The sequence below is a fragment of the [Brevibacterium] flavum genome (genome assembly GCF_019317305.1).
GTDB classification, from domain to species: domain Bacteria; phylum Actinomycetota; class Actinomycetes; order Mycobacteriales; family Mycobacteriaceae; genus Corynebacterium; species Corynebacterium glutamicum.
Map to the genome: position 1 here is coordinate 1650230 of NZ_CP079240.1, position 18341 is coordinate 1668570.

Consider the following 18341-nt stretch of genomic DNA (forward strand, 5'->3'; position numbering starts at 1 on the left):
TGGTGAATCCTGCATAGAATAAGTGACTGTGAAACCCCGACAACCACTGACTCTTATAGATCTCTGCGATGTCATCTATTCAGCAGGGCACGTATTCGATGATTTACAGTGCACGCGGGAAGACACCGCTGAGTTTCTTAAAGTCGGTTCGGCAAACGCCATTAGACATAACGCCATTGGGCATAGCGGCGATGTGGCCTTGCTGCAGGACCTTCGTGATGTAGCAGCGTTTTTTATCAACCAGCCGTGCGCGGAGTTAGACGCAGCATACCTCTGTGCTCTTAACTCCACGATCACCCGTAGTGGGCCGCTACATCCAGGGCGTTTACGCTCACCACACCAACACATTGGAGTGAGCACCAACTACGGGCGCCATGAACCCCCGGCGTTGAACACCAGGCAACTAGATGCAGTGTGTAGACGGCGCGCTCTTCCCGGTAATACGGTGGAAAACCGTGCCATCTCACTATTTATCGACTTAGCCCGAGCACAGCCGTTTGAAGACGGTAACAAGTGAACCGCGCTCTTTGCCGCCAACTCCATGCTGATTGCTTCCGCCTCGCCGTATCTACTTATTGCGCCAGTAGATGAGAAGGATTCATCGATAGCCAGAAGCTTCAATGATCATCTTGCACAGGCTTATCTTTCTGGAGAAGACGCGCCTGTCGCAACCGAACTCAGAGAGCATGGGCTTGTGAGGGCTGAACGGGTATCTAGCGTGGCATCTTCCGCCACACCGGACGAGGAACCATCCGCATAATCCAGGCGAGAACCCGCAGACGTCCCGGAATCCACAAGGTCGTGCTCCTCTTCTTAGAGGTATAAGCACTAACAACAGCTGCGGCAACATCTCGTGGATACACCGACATCGGAGCAGGCTTCATCCCCGTGGTCATAGAACCAATAACAAAGCCAGGACGCGCAATAATCAATCGCACGTGTGTCCCATGCAGGCTATCTGCAAGCCCTTGGCAAAATGCATCGAGACCAGCCTTGGTGGATCCATAGACATAGTTGGCCCGGCGCGCCCGCCACCCAGCAATCGAGGAAAACGCCACGATTGCCGCAGGTGCGGTTTGTGAGCGGAGCTCATCAGCAAGCACAGTGAGCATGGAGACCTGAGCGGTGTAATCCACGGTAGCGATCTCTACCGCATGGGTCTCATCGGTTTCCGCGCGTTCTTGGTCTCCCAAGATGCCAAAAGCAACCACGGCAAGGGAAATCTCGCCAGCTAGCTCTTGTGTTTTCTTCACAAGTTCTCGGTGCGTGTCTAGTACTTGGGCGTCAAAGCTTAAAACATGAACAGATGTGGCACCGCGCTGTCGAAGATCTTCCGCTAAGCCCTGTGCAGCCTCTGGTCGACGAGCAGCCAAAACAACGTCTTCGCCGTGACACGTCAACGTGGCAATCTCACCGGCAATGTCAGAGGTTCCGCCTAGGAGAAGAATGCTCAACGCAGTTCCTTGGGCTGGTTGTTGAGGGTTTCACAACCGTCTTCATTCACCACAACGATGTCTTCGATGCGCGCTCCGTGGATTCCTTCAATGTAGATGCCAGGCTCAATGGAAAAGGCCATTCCGGCTTCCAACACGAGTGAGTTACCCGCCATGATGAATGGCTCCTCATGGGTGGATAGACCAATGCCGTGTCCCGTGCGGTGAATGAAGTATTCGCCGTATCCAGCCGCAGCAATGTGATCGCGAGCAACAGCGTCCACTGATTCTGCAGTAACGCCAGGGCGAACATGCGCAACGGCTGCGAGCTGTGCTTCGTAGAGCACTTGGTAGAACTTAGCGAACTCTGGATCCGCATCGTCAGGGTTTCCGCCCACAATGTAGGTACGTGTGCAGTCAGAGTGGTAACCAGGACCGAAGGTGCCTCCGATATCAACCACCACGATGTCGCCATTGCGGAGGACTCGGTCAGAGAAACCATGGTGAGGGTTCGCACCGTTTTCAGCGGATCCCACAATCACGAAGTCCACCTCAGAGTGCTCTTCCAAGATGAGATCGTTGAGCTGTGCTGCAACCTCTGCTTCAGTGCATCCGTCTTGAAGAAGCTCCGGGACTTTGGCGTGGACGCGGTCAATGGCTGCACCTGCGCCACGGAGCTGCTCGATCTCTGCCTCGTCTTTAGAGACAAACAATTCTTTCAGCACCTGAACTGCCAACTCCATGCGGCAGGTGGAGCCCACCAGATTCTGGATAGGAATCAGGTGATCTGCCGTGATGGAGGAACCAATACCCAATGCTTCGAACTCTGAAACACCGAGAGCATCTACGGCCAACTCATGGGCATTATCGCCATCAACCCATCCGGCCACATTGATGTCTAGTCCTGGAATAGCAGACAGTGCTAAGTCTCCGCGGTCTACAGCGGGAAGAACAATGGTTGCGGTTCCTTCGCTGGGGATCACCAAAGCAGTTAGACGCTCATGGGTGGAGATCCAGCTGCCGGTTAGATACGCAAGTTCTGCGCCTGTACCGATGATCAAACCGTTCAAGCCAGCCTTGCGTGCGCCTTCTTGTGCATCCGCAAGACGCTGTGCATATACCGATGTGGGGAAATTGTTTGTTGAAGGATCACTCATAGTCTCCAACCCTAGTAGCCTAGGCAGGTGTGCGATCAAACCACACTGTCAGAATCAAATCTGCTGGACGCTATGCCAGCGGATTGTTGATCACGAAAAAGCATGTCACAGACACCTTTGTGCCTTCTGTAGCATCCATCTCAGAGCGCGCCACGTTTATTCTCACCGCCGATCACTTTTTGCGCAGCTGCTCGAAAGTAATTTATGTCCGGGGCGAAAATTTCACCGCAACAGCAACCACCAGCCTGTCTGTATTTGGCACAGATCTGGGTTTGATCAAATTAGACGGCAAAGCCCCCACCATGCCACTTCCACTTTTCGCAGATAAGCCACTTCGCGTAGGCATGAAAACCACCACGTTCGGATTCGGCGGTCTGCCATCAGCCACCGTTGCTAAAGAAATCCACGGGCGCGTTATCTCTGCCATCCCCCATGGCGTATCAAGAAACCGCATCACCCGAGTCCATCACGGTGCCTTGATCTTTAACTCCCCAGAAAAGGCAGTAAAGGGAGACTCCGGCGGACCTGTGCTGGTTAATGGACGCGTAGCAGGAATCCAATCAATGATCTCTGACCCCGGTGGATTTAACACCGGGGTCGCCACTGCCGCATCCCTTATCCAGCACATGCCTGCCTTAGCTCAAGCGCTTGAACTGCTCGAACATAGCTAGCTCGCTAGGAACCGATCGCCACAACTCCACGCCTAATCGCATCAATCGCCTGACGAGCATTCCGTGTGGTCTCATCAAGGTAGGCAGTCTTAGCAACCTGCTCTAGAAGATCGATGACTTGACGGCACCAGCGCACGAAGTCACCAGGGGTCAACTCCGCGCCGTTTTCCGCTGCCGCAGCCATGCAATATCCCAGCGGAGCACCTGAAGCCCACTGGTGGATCGCGGTGGCAAAACCTGCTTCCGGCTGGCGAGTAATTGGCAGACGGTGACGGCGCTCATCTTCAACCAGCTCACCCCAAATACGTTCCACGCTATTCATGGAATCAGCCATGGCCTCTGTGACAGCTTGAGCCTCACCACCGGTTTCGCGACGATTTTCAAACGTGCACATACTCACCACACCGGCGAGCTCTGCGGGATCAAGGTTGTCCCAAATACCACGCTTGAGGCACTGAGCAACCAACAGGTCTGCCTCACTGTGGATTTTCGCCAAACGCTCACCTTCATCAGTGATCACTGGATTATCTGGATTAGAGTAATCCACATAGTCCATTTCACTGAGCAGCGACAAAATGCGCTCAAACGTCCTACCGAGGGTTTCCCTGGCTTTATCCACATTGCCGGTTAACTTAGCCAGATCACGTTCTTTACGGATCATACGCTCCGCGGTGCGAGCCAAATGCTCCCGATCAGGCCAATGATGCGCCTCATGATCCCGAATAGCATTACGCAGTTTGGTCACTGCCTCATTGGGACGAACCCGAGCAAACTCCCGCATCTTGTTGGGTCGCTTGAAGTGCTCACGCCTAAACAGTTCCTGGACGCGCCGGGCATTGCGGCGAGGCTCTTCAATAGCTTGGCGAGGCAGACGCATATGCCCAATGGTGATCGGCGGATTAGTAAAGGATTCCGCATCCACACGACCTGACCAACCAGATTCAGTGGTCACCCATGGGCGGGGATCTCTGCTCTGATTAGCAGGCGTCATCACTACTGCGAGAACTGGCCGTTTTCTACCAGGCATGGCAATGACATCACCGATCTGCAGCTTGGACAGCACACGGACCGTTTCTACGTTGCGATCTTCGATGCTTTGCTTGCGATTGAGTTTTTCTTCCTCATTGAGCTCACGGCGAAGCTCCATGTAGTCGATAAACACCTCCACTGCGTCTTGATCTTCACGCACCGCAGGGTTGGTGGCAGCAATCTCTTTGTTCAGCTGGGCACGCAATTCTGCCACCTTGGCTTCTGCACGTTCAATTTCACGCACATCGCCCACGACGGAACCATCGGCTTGGAACTGTGCAAAAGATTTTTCCAAAAGGCGCAGCGAAGGCTCATAACCAATGGTTTTCAGCAAGTTAACCGACATGTTGTAACCCGGCTGGAACGTAGAGATCAGCGGGTAGGTACGCGTAGAGGCAAGACCTGCCACCCATCGTGGATCAAGTGCTGGTGACCACTGCACCACAGCATTACCCAACACATCGATGCCACGTCGACCAGCACGACCGGTCAACTGCGTGTACTGGCCAGGGGTGAGATCAACGTGGCCTTCGCCGTCAAATTTGACCATCTTTTCCAACACCACGGTGCGCGCTGGCATGTTGATTCCCAATGCCAGGGTTTCCGTGGCAAACACCGCGCGGACAAGACCTTTAACAAAGAGCTCTTCCACAATGTGCCTAAACGCTGGAAGCATACCGGCGTGGTGAGCTGCGAAACCGCGCATCAGTGCAGCACGCCACTGCTTAAAGTTCAGTACTTGAAGGTCTTCCTCGGGGATTCCCACCACGCCGGCGTCGACAATGCGTGCAATCTCTTCTGATTCTGCTTGATCCGTCAAGACCAACTTAGAGCGCAAACATTGGTACAGTGCGCCATCGCAGCCCGCACGGGAGAAGATAAACGTAATCGCTGGCAGCATGTTGATGCCCTTGAGGATGCTGAGCACTTCAGGCCGTCCCAGTGGCCTGTGGCGGTCTTGTTCCCGTGGCTTACCAGTGCGAGAATCCTGCTTATCGCCTTTGCTGCGTGCACGGAAGCCTTCACCAGAGCGGTATGCCGCGCGGCCTTGTTCGCTTTGCTTGCTGTTGAGGCGATCAATCGTTGCCTCTAACTCCTTGTTCACGCGTCCATCGGTGCCAGGCTCAAACAGTGGCATCACTTTGCGCTGCACCATCATGTACTGATCAAGTGGAACGGGGCGGTGATCAGTAACAATCACACGGGTATCGCCGCGAACAGTGGTCAGCCACTCACCAAACTCCTCTGAGTTGGACACCGTGGCAGATAGACCGATGATGTTGACGGAATCATCCAAGTTGAGGATCACTTCTTCCCACACCGCGCCACGGGAGGCATCAGCAAGGAAGTGGATCTCATCCATGACCACGTGGCTTAAGCGCTCAAGCGCAAAAGAGCCCGCGTAAATCATGTTGCGCAGCACTTCGGTGGTCATGACCACGATGTCAGCATCATGGTTAATGGAAACATCACCGGTGAGCAGACCAACGGCATCGGAGCCGTGTTTAGCCACCAAATCGTGGTACTTCTGGTTGCTCAGCGCTTTGATTGGGGTGGTGTAGAAACACTTTGTCCCCCGCGATAATGCGAGGGACACTGCGAATTCACCAACAATTGTTTTGCCCGCGCCGGTGGGCGCACATACTAAAACACCGTGGTCTTCTTCCACAGCCTGGCAGCCTTTGATTTGGAACTCGTCCAGATCAAAGCCCAGGTCTGCTATGAACTCTGAAAGGTGGGTGCCCTTTTCGGCAGAAAAACTCATGCCTTTAAGGGTACCTGGCTAGGCCCTAGAGCACGTCACCGAAGTCGGCGCGCCCGGGTTTATAGCTTATCGACGCCTCCCCACTTGGGTTCAGCATCCGCGAAGGCTCCACCGCCTCTGGGGTTTCGACTGGGCTTGGAGCATCTTCTCCACCAGTAGAAGTATCCAGTGGTGATGCAGAGAGGTCATCGCCATCAAGCCATTCTGGGCGCTTCTTGTCCCGGCGTTTGTCGTTGAAACGACAGAACTGCAGGGCAAGCTCTACCAGAACGGTGAGTGAAAGCGCCAACACCAACATGGTGAAAGGATCCTGGCCGGGTGTCATGAAAGCAGCGAACACGAACAAAATCATGATGATCATGCGTCGCTTATCTTTAATGGCATCGTAAGGCAAGATACCCACAATGTTGAGCATGCCGATCACCAGTGGAACTTCGAAGCTCACGCCGAAAATCGCCAACAACGCGAGCAAGAATCCGAAGTACTTATCACCAGTCAGGGCCGCTGCCTGGGTGTCTCCACCAATGGTAAGGAGGAACTCCAAACCATATGCAACGACGAAGTACGCAAGAACAGCACCGCCGACAAACAGCACAACAGCAATCGTGACGAAGATTGCGGTGTAACGGCGCTCATTCTTCATCAAACCTGGGGTGATAAAGCCCCACAGCTGGCTCAGCCACACGGGTGAGCCAAGAACCATACCCACCAACGCCGCTACTTTAAGGCGAAGCATGAATGGATCAAACGGGCCGGTTGCGAGCAGTCGACATTCCTCTGAGTCGCTCATGGCCCAGCGGGATTCAGCAGGCAAAGAACAGTACGGATCCCTCAGCAGCTCGCCCAAAGTGGGGATCTGCCAAAATGAGAAATCGTACCAAATAAAGCCGATAATGGTGCCCACGAGGATGCCCGCCAGAGCGATGAGAAGTCGGCGTCGAAACTCTTTGATGTGCTCAACAATGGACATCTCTCCCGTAGGAGACTTCTTCTTCTTTTTTGAGATAACTCGCCGAGGGCGCTTAACCACCTTGGCGCTTGTTGATTCAGCCAATTCCTTGAACGTCCTACCTGCGTTTTTATGTACAGACTACGACGCACCGCAACAAAAGGTAGCTGTTACGGTGCGATGACTTTATTTTTTAGATGCAAACCGCCCAACTTTAGGAGGTGCGGTTTGGATCCTCGTAGTTCTGACGGTAGTCAGGGGTCTGAGGGTTCTGAGGCTGCTGAACCTGCTGTCCCTGGTAGTGCTGCTCAAAGTTTGGCTGTTGCGCTGGCTGCTGAACTGGCTGAGGAGCCTCGATCTGGTTGGGCGCAATCTGCTGCTGCTGAGGCCGCTGCTGTTGTTCTGGGGTATCGCCGTCCTTGTTCATTTCTTTGACTTCAGACTTGAAGATGCGCATGGAACGGCCGATGGAACGAGCTGCATCAGGCAGCTTCTTCGCGCCGAACAGCAGAATGATCAGCAGGACAATGATCGCGATTTCCCATGGTCCGAGAGTGGGCATGTGGTCTACTCCAAATTCACATTAAACAAGCTTGTTCATTACTGGTAAATGTGGGGTGACCACGATTTCCAGAAATGAAACCCTTGCACATTGATTGATGTTGCGTCTTACTCTTGGGTGTTACTCTACGTGATGATCATACGCTGACAAACCACTAAGAGCCTTTTGCTTTATGCATTTCCGAAGATCTTCGGGACTAGTTACTTTCAAATGCTCAGCATGGCCAATCGCGAATCGGACGAACCAATCCCTAGAAAGCAGCGGAAAGTGGACTGTGTGCCAGCTGAATCCGTCGCTATCGCGAATCGGTTCCACCGTTTCATCCACCTCCATGGCCATGTAATTGCCTAACCACATTGCGTCCTCACGCAGCAATAACGTGGCAATATCGGAAGATTTTGCGAACTCAAAAGGATCGTCCGTGGATACTGAAACCCCTCGCGCCGGGTGCACTGCTTTGCTATCAAGAAGCACAATGCTTCGGATGCGATCAAGCCTAAACGTCCGCCATTGGTTCACAGCTTCTTCCCAGGCTTTGATGTAGGTTTCGCCTTCATGGGTGAAGATATGAGCAGGGCTGACTTGCCTCAGGCTGGTGTTGTCTGATCTGTGCGAGTGGTATTGGAAACTGACCTGCTGGTGTAAATCCATGGCGTCGCGGATGATCTCTAGAACTTCAGCGTCGAGGTCTTCTCCAGTGGAGTCGAAAACAGTCGAGGAATACTCCCCCATGATGGCGCGTAGCTTGTTCGCAGCAGATACGACCGCTTCCTGTTTTGCAATACCGGGGAGGGATTCCAGGGATTCAAGTGTCAGCAGCAAAACACCGGCTTCAGTTGGTGTGAGCCGCAAGGGTTTATCCATGCCTTGAGCATTGTGGATTTTTACTTCCTTGAAGGAATGATCAAGCTCCACCAAGTCACCTGGAAGAAGTCCTGGCAGACCACACATCCATAATCTGTTGAGGTCTTCCATGATTTGGGAGGAGGGTTGGCCAAGATCGCGCGCTGCTTCCATGACGGTACGGCCTTTATGCCTGGTGAAATACGGCAACAGATTAAGCTGGCGGGCAAGGTCGCTGATTTTGTTGGATGATTTCGGCATGTCTACACCACCTCGTTTTCGACTTTGCGCAGCAAGGCTATGACATCGTCGATGACGTCCTTGGGTTCTATAACGAGAGCTTCTGGCGCATGGGCTGCTGCGGTGCGCACCAGCCAATCTCGGTCAACGTCTTCTAAAAACCATGCCCCATCGGAGGTTTCTACCCCTGCGGCGCGCAGTTCCACTGCGCGGCCGGGTGTGATGCGCAGGGTGGCGTCGATAAGCACACTCTTTCTGCGTAGTTGGGCGCGCACCATGTCTTGGAGGTTGGTGCCTGCGGGCATGGGGTGGGTGGCGTCGGCGCCGAGGTTGATGTTGCGGACGCGGGTGATGCGGAAGGTGCGTGGCTCTTGGCGGTCGAGGTCGAATCCGACCAGGTAGATGCGGTCGCGCTCAGGGACTAGCCCCCAAGGATCCATGTGTCGAAGCGAAGGGGCGTCCTTAGGCGCGCGCCGGTATTCGAAGGTGATTTGTTTGCCCATTTGGCGGGCTTTGATGATCGCATCGAGGGTTTTTGCAGACAAGGAACCTAAATCGCCCGCATTGGTCAAGGCTGTGGACGTGGACAGATCACGCTGCGCGCCGCCGGCCGCCAATTTGGTCCACCCCGAACGCGCGAAGGCGCCGAGCTCCTGATTTTGGCCCATCTCCCCTGCCATGCCCAGCACGGCGGCCTCATCTGGGGTGAATTCGACCTCGGGGAGCTTATAAGAATCCTGGGCCAGACGGTACGCCTGCTGGCCTTCAGCTATGCCTGAGGTGACCGTGAACTGCTCAATCGGAACGCCAACTCTGCGCAGGTAAGCAAGATCGCGCTGCAGCTTCTTACGGAACGCCGTATCGGTAAGGCCTTTATAATCGCCGACATTGTCTCGAATCCACACCTGGGTCAAAAACTTCCGGGAATAGGAATTGGCGCTTAAAAACGCGAAAGTCAGATTAATCTGACGCTCGAGATCTTCCTTCCGATCCGACATCAAGGCCTCCGAAGTGCGAGCGGACTAACTGCGATAGCTCTCCGCATGAACGGTCATATACTCAATCAACTGATCAACCTCGGAATTCACTGCAGAAAAAGGATCCCCCAATTCCACCGATTGTGGCTCCGGTCGGTTGACCTTGTGACGCATCCAATCGACAGTCACAGGTACTCCCACAGTATCCGCCGCTTTAAGGATTCGCCCGCGCAAATGAGCACGTGTTGTATCAGGAGCGGTATCCACCGCAGCTAAAATCGCCTCATCAGTAGTCCACCGCTTGATCATGCCGCGGCTTTGCAGCACGCTAAATAGGCCTCTACCTGGCCTAATATCGTGATAAGTCAAGTCCACTTGGGCAAGTTTTGGATCATCCAACCCAAGGTTGCCGCGCTGAATGAAACGATCAATGAGCTTCTTCTTAATCACCCAGTCAATTTCTGTATCCACTTCGCTGAAATCACCGGACTCAATCGCTTTCAACATGCGACCCCACAGATCCAGCACGCGGGCCATCTCTGTGTTGGAGGTGCCAGAAAATTCTGGTTCGGGGCGCTGCTCCAACCACTTCGAGGCATGCTCAAAGACCACCTGCTGGATCTGCAAGGCAGTCATGGTGGTGCCATCTTTCAGGGACAACAGTGTGGATCCTGTTGCATCGCGGGAGATTTCCCTAATTGAGGCAATATCATTGGCAAGCTCTAAGCTGGGCAAACCGAAATCTGCCTCAATCATTTCCAGAACCAGCAACGTGGAGCCGACCTTCAACGCGATGCTGGGTTCTGCCATGTTGGCATCACCAACAATCACGTGCAGTCTGCGGTAAGAATGAGAATCTGCATGTGGCTCATCACGGGTGTTGATAATGGGGCGTGATCTAGTGGTGGCACTTGATACGCCCTCCCACACGTGGTCAGAGCGCTGGGATATGCAGTAGCCCAAGGGGAAGGATTCGCCTTTATCCAAAGGATTGGGGTGATGGATCCTGCCGGCGCCGCAGATGAGCTGGCGGGTAATCAGAAACGGCATCAGCCTTTTACCCAACGCCTTCAACGGCATGGAGCGACCCACAAGATAGTTTTCGTGGCAGCCATAAGAATTGCCCACGGAATCGACATTGTTTTTAAACAGGTACACCTGCCCAGCAATGTCTTCTTTCGCCAGCGACTCTTCGGCATCTACAGCCATGCGATCTGCAATAACATCGCCAGCTTTTTCAAAATTGATCAGCTGGGTCAAATTATCGCACTCGGCGGTGGCGTACTCCGGGTGGGAACCCACATCAAGATACAACCGGGAACCATTGGGGATGAAGATATTAGAGCTGGAATATTTCTCCACGATGGGACGAAACATCCTTCGAGCTATCTCATCTGGGCGAAGTTTTTTGGAATCACCATCAACAAAGGTGAGGCCATACTCCGTTTCAATGCCCATGATCCTGCGGGTCAATGCGGATTCCACGGTACTCACAGTGACTATTCGCCACCCTTTTGTACATAGGAACGGACGAATTCCTCGGCGTTGTTTTCCAACAGTCCGTCGATTTCATCCAGCAAGCTGTCCACACCTTCGGTGTTGATCTGAACCTGTCCAGATGCCTGTGCGGAATCCTCGGCGTTGTCCTCGTCACGTCCGCCGCCACCCATAATTTGGGTTTGCTTTGCGTTCACTACACTCACTCTCCTGCCGTAAATCGGTATTTCTTAGTTCTTCAGCCCACGTATTTAGACCTGGCCATTTAAGCCTGGTTGTTTAGGCCCAGTTTTTTTAGGCGTGCGCCTTAAAACCTAAGCTGAGAACCATCCACACTATGTAACAAACTTATTGTTAACGTTAATCCATCACACGTTAGCGCCGTCACATGGGTTAGTTGAAGGGGTTTGGCTCACCCCTGAGGTGATTCTAGGGACATCCCCTAACCACCTATTCAGGGTACCCTAAATAGCTTGGATGGCCGTGAGCGGGGTCAAGTTTTCCTTTTCAAGCCCCTCAATTAACTCATCAATCGAGGCGGATTTCTCCACCAACTCCCCTGCTTCCCCTCGGGTCAAGGTATCTAAACCGCTGGTGTGCACGCGGTATTCCTTAGCGCTGGAGGTAGCAACAATCAGCGATTCCCAGTTGGCTGCGAGCACTGATTCGCCAAATTTATCCATCACACGCCCGCGGAAGTATGCCCGCGAGTCCTGCGGTGGAGTGGCCGCTGCATCAGCAATGTCCTGCGCACTGCACATTGTTTTCATCCGCCCCTTGGATACCAGGGCGTGATACAGACTCTTCTGCGGATCAATATCGCTGTACTGCAGGTCAATGAGGAACATCTTGGGATCGTTAATGGACAGCCCACGCGCCTCAAAAGACTTGATCAAGGCAAGTTTTGCAGTCCAATCAAGGAGATGGCTGGTGGAGAGCGGATCATTCTCCAGGAGCCCCAGCACCTCACCCCACAGCGCAGTGACACGCTGTTCCACTGGGGTTTCTGCGAACGGCTGCACCTTGTCCAAATAGCGGCGCAGAATATCAATAGCGGTGAGCTCTGAACCATCCGCCAATCGCAGCTGGTGGGTAAGGGAAAGATCATGGGAGACCTTTGCTACTTCACTCACCGCGTTCTTCAGCTTGAGTTCAGAGAAATCCACCCCAGCCTCAATGGCATCCAGCACCAGGGAGGTCATGCCGAATTTGAGGAAATTCGCAGTCTGCGACATGTTGGCATCGCCGATGATCACGTGCAGGCGACCCCAGTGATCAGCGTCGGTGTGTGGTTCATCGCGGGTGTTGATAATGCCGCGGTTGAGTGTGGTTTCCAGTGAAATTTCTTGCTCAATGTAGTCAGCTCGCTGGCTGATCTGGAATCCGGGCTTATCGCCCTGAGGACCCAATCCCACGCGTCCGGCACCGATGATGACCTGGCGGCACACAAAAAATGGGATCAATGCCTGAGCCAGCACATCAAAATCCGTCTCACGTGAGTAGAGGTAATTCTCGTGGGAGCCGTAGCTAGCACCCTTGCCGTCGACATTGTTTTTGTAGATTTTCAAAGCTGGACACGGATCATGGCCGTCCAACACAGACCTATTCTGGCTGGTGAAACTCGCAACATCAGAGACGGCCTGCATGAGGATGTGATCACCGGCGGCATCGTAAACCATGGCATCCCACGCATTGGTGACCTCTGGGGAGGAGTATTCCGGGTGCGCGTGATCGACATAAAACCTGGCACCATTGGGCACAAACACGTTGGCCACACCAATGGCGTGCGGATCCACCACAGGGGCCTGGTGGTATCGACGCAGATCAAAGCCACGAGTATCGCGCAGTGGGGACTCTTGCGCATAGTCCCAACGCACCCGGTGCTCACCAAATCCACGCGCGGTGGAATACGCCACCACCGCGTGCGTGGAAGTAACGATCGGGCTTAAAAACGGTGCAGACGGTGTGGAAATGCCGTATTCGGTTTCCGATCCCATAAAACGCGCCATTTAGATAACCACCTCTGCGTGAGTAACCTGCTTGCCCTGGCGTCCAGTGATCCTGGACCATTCATCCGGGTTGGAGGTGTTTGGCAGATCTTCGCTCTGCTGGTTTTCATCATCAATCGCCTGGATGAGCTGCTCGGCGGTAAGGCCAACGCCGGTGCCGTCGATATGCGCCTTAATAGCCGATTTTTTAGCACGGTCAACAATGTTGGCGATCATCGCACCAGAGACAAAGTCGTGGTAGTTCAGTGTTTCCACCGAACCATCGATCAGCGTCAAACGCACATAAGGGCGCGGGGTGTACAGGTGATCCACGGCGCGATCAATGAGATCCTCGGCAGGTTCGGCCAGCGGAATCGAATCATTGATGTAGCGGGTGAAAATGTCATGTGCGCCCTGCTTGTTGGGGCGGTTGATGCGAATCTTGATGTCCAGGCGACCCGGGCGCAAAATGGCCGGGTCGATCAGCTCTTCACGGTTGGTAGCGCCCACCACGATGACATTGGACAGATCCTCCACACCGTCAAGCTCTGCCAAAAGCTGTGGCACCACGGTGGTTTCCATATCAGAACTCACACCTGAACCACGGGTACGGAAAATCGATTCCATTTCATCAAAGAAAATGATCACGGGGCGGCCATCGCCGGCAAGCTCACGGGCGCGCTCAAAAATCACTCGGATCTGTCGCTCTGTCTCACCGACGTACTTGTTCAGCAGCTCTGGGCCCTTGACGTTGATGAAGTACGAGGTGCCAGTCTCACCGATGCGGTTGGCCAAAGAATTAGCCACAGCCTTAGCAATCAGCGTCTTTCCACAGCCGGGAGGGCCGTACAGCAGCACGCCCTTTGGTGGATGCAGGTTGTAGGCGCGGTACATCTCTGGGTGCAAAAATGGCAGTTCAACGGCATCTTGAATCAATTCAATCTGATCATCCAAGCCACCAATATCTTGATAAGATACATCTGGCGCCTCTTCCAGCGCAAGCCTCGAAATTTCCGTCTTGGCAATCGCCTCAAAAGCGTAGCCTGCTTTGCGGTCAACAAGCAGGGTGTCACCGGGGCGCGGCAGCTTTGCGGTGCGATCCATCAACGGACCAGCAAGCTTGACGACGCGCTCCTCCCCCGAGCGATCTGAAACCAAAGCACGATCCCGGCCAATCATTTCCATCAACGTGGCTAATTCACCGGTTTGTTCAAAATCACAGGCCTCAAGAACTTGATTGCCTTCACCCAAACGAACCTGCACACCCGGCATCAAATCCGCGGCACACAGCATGGGAGAAACAGCCACACGCATGCGACGTCCACCAGCAAAGATCTCCGCATTAGAACCGTCTTTCGCGGTTTCCAAGAAAGTGCCATACACCGATGGTGGCTGAGCCATATCCTCCAACTGAGAAAACAACACAGACAATTTATCCCGAGACGACTTCAGCATCTCCGCGAGCTTGGCATTACGTGCCCCAAGATCAGAGTTGGTGCGCTTGAGCTGGCGCACCTCATCAGATAACCGGGACTGTTCCTCCCGGTTGAAGTCGCTAAAAGAATTAGAGGGCGAAGAATCAGTTGGTGAACTCATGGTCACCACTCTAACCCTTTACGCCCTCCAACTAGGTCTTTTTATCGACGTGCCTTACGCTGCGGACGAGGAGGCTCCACGCCATCAGCCAAACGCCTGGTCAACACCAAGAACGCGGTGTGGGCATTCATGCGGTGCTCAGGGCGTGTTGCCAAGCCCTCCACCTTCCAATCACGAACCAAAGATTCCCACGCGCGTGGCTCCGTGAAGCATTTTTGCTCGCGGATGCCTTCCATGACCTTCATCAGCTGTGGCACGGTCGCCACATACGTCATAAACACACCACCAGGGATGAGAAGATCCTTGCAGGTCTCCAGCATTTCCCACGGCTCAAGCATATCCAAGATGATGCGGTCAACAGGTCCGCCGAGATCCTCAACGGTGACTTCTTTCAGGTCACCAAGACGTGGATCCCAGGTTGCTGGACGCTCACCGAAGTACTCCTCCACGTTGGAGACTGCGTACTCCAGGTGATCCTCACGGATTTCGTAGGAGATGACATTGCCCTTTTCACCCACTGCACGAAGCAGCGCCATGGACAGTGCACCGGAACCAGCGCCAGCTTCCAGAACTCGGGCGCCAGGGAAAATATCGCCCTCGACCAGAATCTGTGCAGAGTCCTTTGGATAAATAACTGCAGCGCCACGAGGCATGCTCAGCACGTGATCAACCATGAGGTGACGGAAGCACAAGTAATCAGAGCCCATGGTGGAGTGGACAACAGTGCCCTCATCGGCGCCGATGATGTCATCGTGTGCGATTTGTCCACGGTGGGTGTGGTAGGTGGTTCCTGGTTCCAAAATGATGGTGAAATGGCGGCGTTTAGCGTCGGTGAGCTGAACGCGGTCGCCTGCTTGGAACGGACCTGAGTAGGGCATGAGCCCTCACTTTCTTCTGTGTGCTTGTCTTGATTGAACTCGGCGTTAATTTACCAGATAGGCTTCCAGGGCTTGTTCAAACCACATCAGATCCTTCACTCCGGCCATTTCGCGTGCGGAGTGCATGGACAGCAATGGAATACCGACATCGACAGAATCGATACCCAGGCGAGTCGCACTGATCGGGCCGATGGTGGAACCACACGGCACATCGTTGTTGCCGGCAAACACCTGGTGTGGCACACCGGCAATCTGACATGCCCTGATCCACATGCCTGAAGTGACTGCATCGGAGGTGTAGCGCTGGTTGGCGTTGACCTTCAATACAGGACCTTTACCAATGATGGGGTAATTAGCTTGATCATGCTTCTCGGGGAAGTTGGGGTGAATGGAGTGTGCCGCGTCAGCTGAGACCATGGTGGAACGGTTAAACATCCGGCGTCGCTCATCTTCATCTGCACCCAACGCGCGAGCAGTACGGTTGAGTACATCCTCCAACAGGGGGCCGCCGGCACCCGAGGTGGAATTACTTCCCACTTCTTCATGATCGAATGCAGCAAGAACCAAAATATCCGAACCAGTATCGTCAGATTGCGAAGCCGCAATCAATGCAGTCATGGATGGATGCACGCTGCTCAGGTTATCCAGGCGACCAGACGCCAAGAAATCCCCATGTGCGCCAAATACTTCAGCATCTTGGGTAGCCACCGTGATCAGATCATGGCTGACAATATCTGCAGGATCCACTACCGCAGCACCAGCAATGACATCCAGAATTGATACGTCGGGCTCACCAACAGCAAACACAGGCTGCAGGTGACGCTGTGGATTAAGGGTGAGTTGGGAATTAACAGTACGGTCCAAATGAATAGCCACGTGCGGGATGCGCAGAATCGGGCCGGTGTTGACAAGCTTGACGGACCCGTCGGCAAGCACAATGCGGCCTGCTAAGGCCAGCTCGCGATCCAGCCAGCTTGGCAGGATCGGTCCGCCGTAAACCTCGACGCCGGCCTGCTGCCAACCGTGTGAGGAAAGATCCCCACGGGGCTTTAACTTGAAACCCGGTGAATCAGTATGTGACCCAATGATGCGGAACCCGGAATCTGGCGAAGCATCCTCAGGCACCCACCACGCCACTACTGCTCCCCCACGCACCGTCACATGCCCACCAGGGCGGGCATCCCATTCATCGGTATCTTCCTGACGAATGAACCCCTCATGGAGCAACCTGCGCTCCACCGCCGCAGCCGCGTGATAGGAACTTGGGCTTAGGGCAATAAAACTTAAGAAATCGTCAGTTACATGCATAGAACAAGGGTAGCCAAATTCTTGGAAACAGCGCGGGCCCCCGAATCCACAATGCGAATCCACAATGTCACCTGAAGCCGTTAAAGTAGGTGATCATTATGACCAGCCCAGTTGAAAACGTTAAGAAAAAGCCACGCCCATTGGCGCTGTCACCGTCGCGCGCCGGGGATTACCAGCAGTGTCCCCTGTTGTATCGCTTCCGCGCGATTGATCGCCTGCCAGAGCCTAAGACCGTCGCCCAGGTCAAAGGCACGTTGGTGCACGCTGTGTTGGAATATATGCACAAGTTGCCGCGTGAAGAACGCGAATATCCAGCCATGGTGAAGCAACTCAAGCCCACCTGGGCGCAGATGTGTGAAGAAGACGCAGAGCTCAAAGAGCTTGTTCCAGAAGATGAGCTTTATGATTTCCTCGTGGATTCCCGCACCCTGCTGCGTGGCTACTTTGAAATGGAAAATCCTCAAGGTTTCGACGCCACCGAATGCGAAATGTACGTGGACACTGTGCTGCCCAACGGCGTTCCTGTTCGTGGTTTTATCGACCGTGTGGATACCGCCCCCACCGGCCAAGTCCGAGTTATCGACTACAAGACTGGCAAGAAACCAAAGCCACAGTGGAGCCAGCAAGCGCAGTTCCAGATGCTGTTCTATGCACTGGTCTACTGGCGCATGTTCAATGAAATCCCAGCTCAGCTTCGTTTAATGTACCTCAAAGTCAACGATTCAATGTTCCTCAACCCATCACGGGAGCAGCTGGAATTCTTCGAACGCGATCTGGGTGATCTGTGGGCAAAGATTGAAATGGACGGCAAAGCAGGCCATTTTCGAACGAAGACCTCCAAGCTGTGTGGCTGGTGCCCACACCAATCACTGTGTCCGGAGTATGGTGGGGTTCCACCCGAGTACCCCGGTTGGCCTGGCAGTACAGCAGACTAGCCTAGTCGTGAGTCAGTCTAAAGTTTGATATTTTGATGGTTAACAAAACGACTAGGGAAAATGTAGGTTAGGGACGCTTTACCTGTGTTGCGCGGGATTCAAACATGGATATCATTTTTAACAAGAACCTTTTTCAAACATTCTTTTTATAAGTTTTTTCCATATTGGTTGATCCCCCACCATCGGGATCCCTGATCCACGAAAGGAGTGTTCGTGGTAGCTCCGCAGCCCCGGAAACCGCAGCACCCTGGTGAGATTTTGAGTGAACGTTTCCTCGAACCCCGAGGAATCAGCCACTACGACCTCGCCAAAACCCTCCACATCACCGAAGCAACCATCACCAATTTCGTTGAAGGTCGCACCGACCTCACCATCGGACTTGCAGTACGCCTCTCCCGCTCATTTGATTTGAGCACACAGGAATGGATCGCACTGCAGCGCACCTTTGATCAGGCTCATCGTCGATCTGCTTAAAAGTTTTTAGCTTCATCGAAACACCCGCACTTGCCGGCT

Annotated in this window: 17 protein-coding genes; 4 read left to right on the forward strand and 13 right to left on the reverse strand. The window is 53.8% G+C overall.

Going from position 1 to position 18341, the window contains the following annotated elements; genetic code table 11:
* The first annotated feature begins 28 nt into the window (after positions 1–28).
* Entirely contained in the window at positions 29–517 is a 489-nt protein-coding gene (locus KW808_RS08010) for a Fic family protein (RefSeq protein WP_003859987.1), read from the forward strand.
* A 196-nt stretch (positions 518–713) separates the two neighbouring features.
* On the opposite strand, the gene KW808_RS08015 is transcribed toward KW808_RS08010, so the two are convergent.
* Both KW808_RS08015 and KW808_RS08020 read right to left on the reverse strand, forming a co-directional pair.
* On the reverse strand, positions 714–1454 hold the full coding sequence (locus tag KW808_RS08015) for an SDR family oxidoreductase (protein WP_003859989.1): 741 nt from the start codon (positions 1452–1454) through the stop codon (positions 714–716).
* The gene (locus tag KW808_RS08020) at positions 1451–2590 is read right to left on the reverse strand and encodes a M24 family metallopeptidase (protein ID WP_003859991.1); all 1140 of its coding nucleotides are present in this window, start codon (positions 2588–2590) and stop codon (positions 1451–1453) included. The genes KW808_RS08015 and KW808_RS08020 overlap by 4 nt, the downstream gene beginning before the upstream one ends.
* A gap of 29 nt (positions 2591–2619) precedes the next feature.
* Between KW808_RS08020 and KW808_RS08025 the strand changes: the two genes are divergently transcribed.
* Positions 2620–3261: a trypsin-like serine protease gene (locus tag KW808_RS08025; RefSeq protein ID WP_003859992.1), complete on the forward strand. Its 642-nt coding sequence runs from the start codon at positions 2620–2622 to the stop codon at positions 3259–3261.
* A 4-nt stretch (positions 3262–3265) separates the two neighbouring features.
* Here the strand turns inward: KW808_RS08025 and KW808_RS08030 are convergent, their stop codons facing one another.
* The 11 genes from KW808_RS08030 to KW808_RS08080 all read right to left on the reverse strand — a co-directional run bounded on the left by KW808_RS08030 (position 3266) and on the right by KW808_RS08080 (position 16893).
* Positions 3266–6055 carry a DEAD/DEAH box helicase gene (locus KW808_RS08030; RefSeq protein ID WP_003859995.1) on the reverse strand — a complete coding sequence of 930 codons (2790 nt, stop codon included), beginning with the start codon at positions 6053–6055 and terminating at the stop codon, positions 3266–3268.
* 25 nt (positions 6056–6080) lie between these two features.
* Positions 6081–7025, reverse strand: coding sequence for a twin-arginine translocase subunit TatC (gene tatC / locus KW808_RS08035; RefSeq protein WP_003856179.1), 945 nt, complete (start codon positions 7023–7025; stop codon positions 6081–6083).
* 193 nt (positions 7026–7218) lie between these two features.
* On the reverse strand, positions 7219–7566 hold the full coding sequence (gene tatA, locus KW808_RS08040; protein WP_003859997.1) for a Sec-independent protein translocase subunit TatA: 348 nt from the start codon (positions 7564–7566) through the stop codon (positions 7219–7221).
* 120 nt (positions 7567–7686) lie between these two features.
* Positions 7687–8670: a helix-turn-helix transcriptional regulator gene (locus KW808_RS08045; protein WP_003859999.1), complete on the reverse strand. Its 984-nt coding sequence runs from the start codon at positions 8668–8670 to the stop codon at positions 7687–7689.
* Positions 8671–8672: 2 nt separating this feature from the next.
* Positions 8673–9647: a helix-turn-helix transcriptional regulator gene (locus KW808_RS08050; protein ID WP_003860001.1), complete on the reverse strand. Its 975-nt coding sequence runs from the start codon at positions 9645–9647 to the stop codon at positions 8673–8675.
* Positions 9648–9671: 24 nt separating this feature from the next.
* Positions 9672–11084, reverse strand: coding sequence for a Pup--protein ligase (gene pafA, locus KW808_RS08055; protein WP_230622938.1), 1413 nt, complete (start codon positions 11082–11084; stop codon positions 9672–9674).
* A 41-nt stretch (positions 11085–11125) separates the two neighbouring features.
* The gene (locus KW808_RS08060) at positions 11126–11320 is read right to left on the reverse strand and encodes a ubiquitin-like protein Pup (RefSeq protein ID WP_003856167.1); all 195 of its coding nucleotides are present in this window, start codon (positions 11318–11320) and stop codon (positions 11126–11128) included.
* A 267-nt stretch (positions 11321–11587) separates the two neighbouring features.
* A complete protein-coding gene (dop, locus tag KW808_RS08065) occupies positions 11588–13132 on the reverse strand; it encodes a depupylase/deamidase Dop (RefSeq protein WP_003860003.1) in 1545 nt (514 codons plus the stop codon).
* Complete coding sequence (arc, locus tag KW808_RS08070; RefSeq protein WP_011265753.1) at positions 13133–14716, reverse strand: proteasome ATPase; 1584 nt, start codon at positions 14714–14716, stop codon at positions 13133–13135.
* 32 nt (positions 14717–14748) lie between these two features.
* On the reverse strand, positions 14749–15585 hold the full coding sequence (locus KW808_RS08075) for a tRNA (adenine-N1)-methyltransferase (protein ID WP_003860005.1): 837 nt from the start codon (positions 15583–15585) through the stop codon (positions 14749–14751).
* Between the two features lie 45 nt (positions 15586–15630).
* Positions 15631–16893, reverse strand: a complete 1263-nt coding sequence (locus KW808_RS08080; protein WP_003860006.1) for a M18 family aminopeptidase — start codon at positions 16891–16893, stop codon at positions 15631–15633.
* Between the two features lie 98 nt (positions 16894–16991).
* Here KW808_RS08080 and KW808_RS08085 point away from each other — a divergent pair, with 98 nt between their 5' ends.
* On the forward strand, positions 16992–17828 hold the full coding sequence (locus tag KW808_RS08085) for a RecB family exonuclease (protein WP_003856159.1): 837 nt from the start codon (positions 16992–16994) through the stop codon (positions 17826–17828).
* A 213-nt stretch (positions 17829–18041) separates the two neighbouring features.
* On the forward strand, positions 18042–18302 hold the full coding sequence (locus KW808_RS08090) for a HigA family addiction module antitoxin (protein WP_003856157.1): 261 nt from the start codon (positions 18042–18044) through the stop codon (positions 18300–18302).
* The last annotated feature ends 39 nt before the right edge of the window (positions 18303–18341 follow it).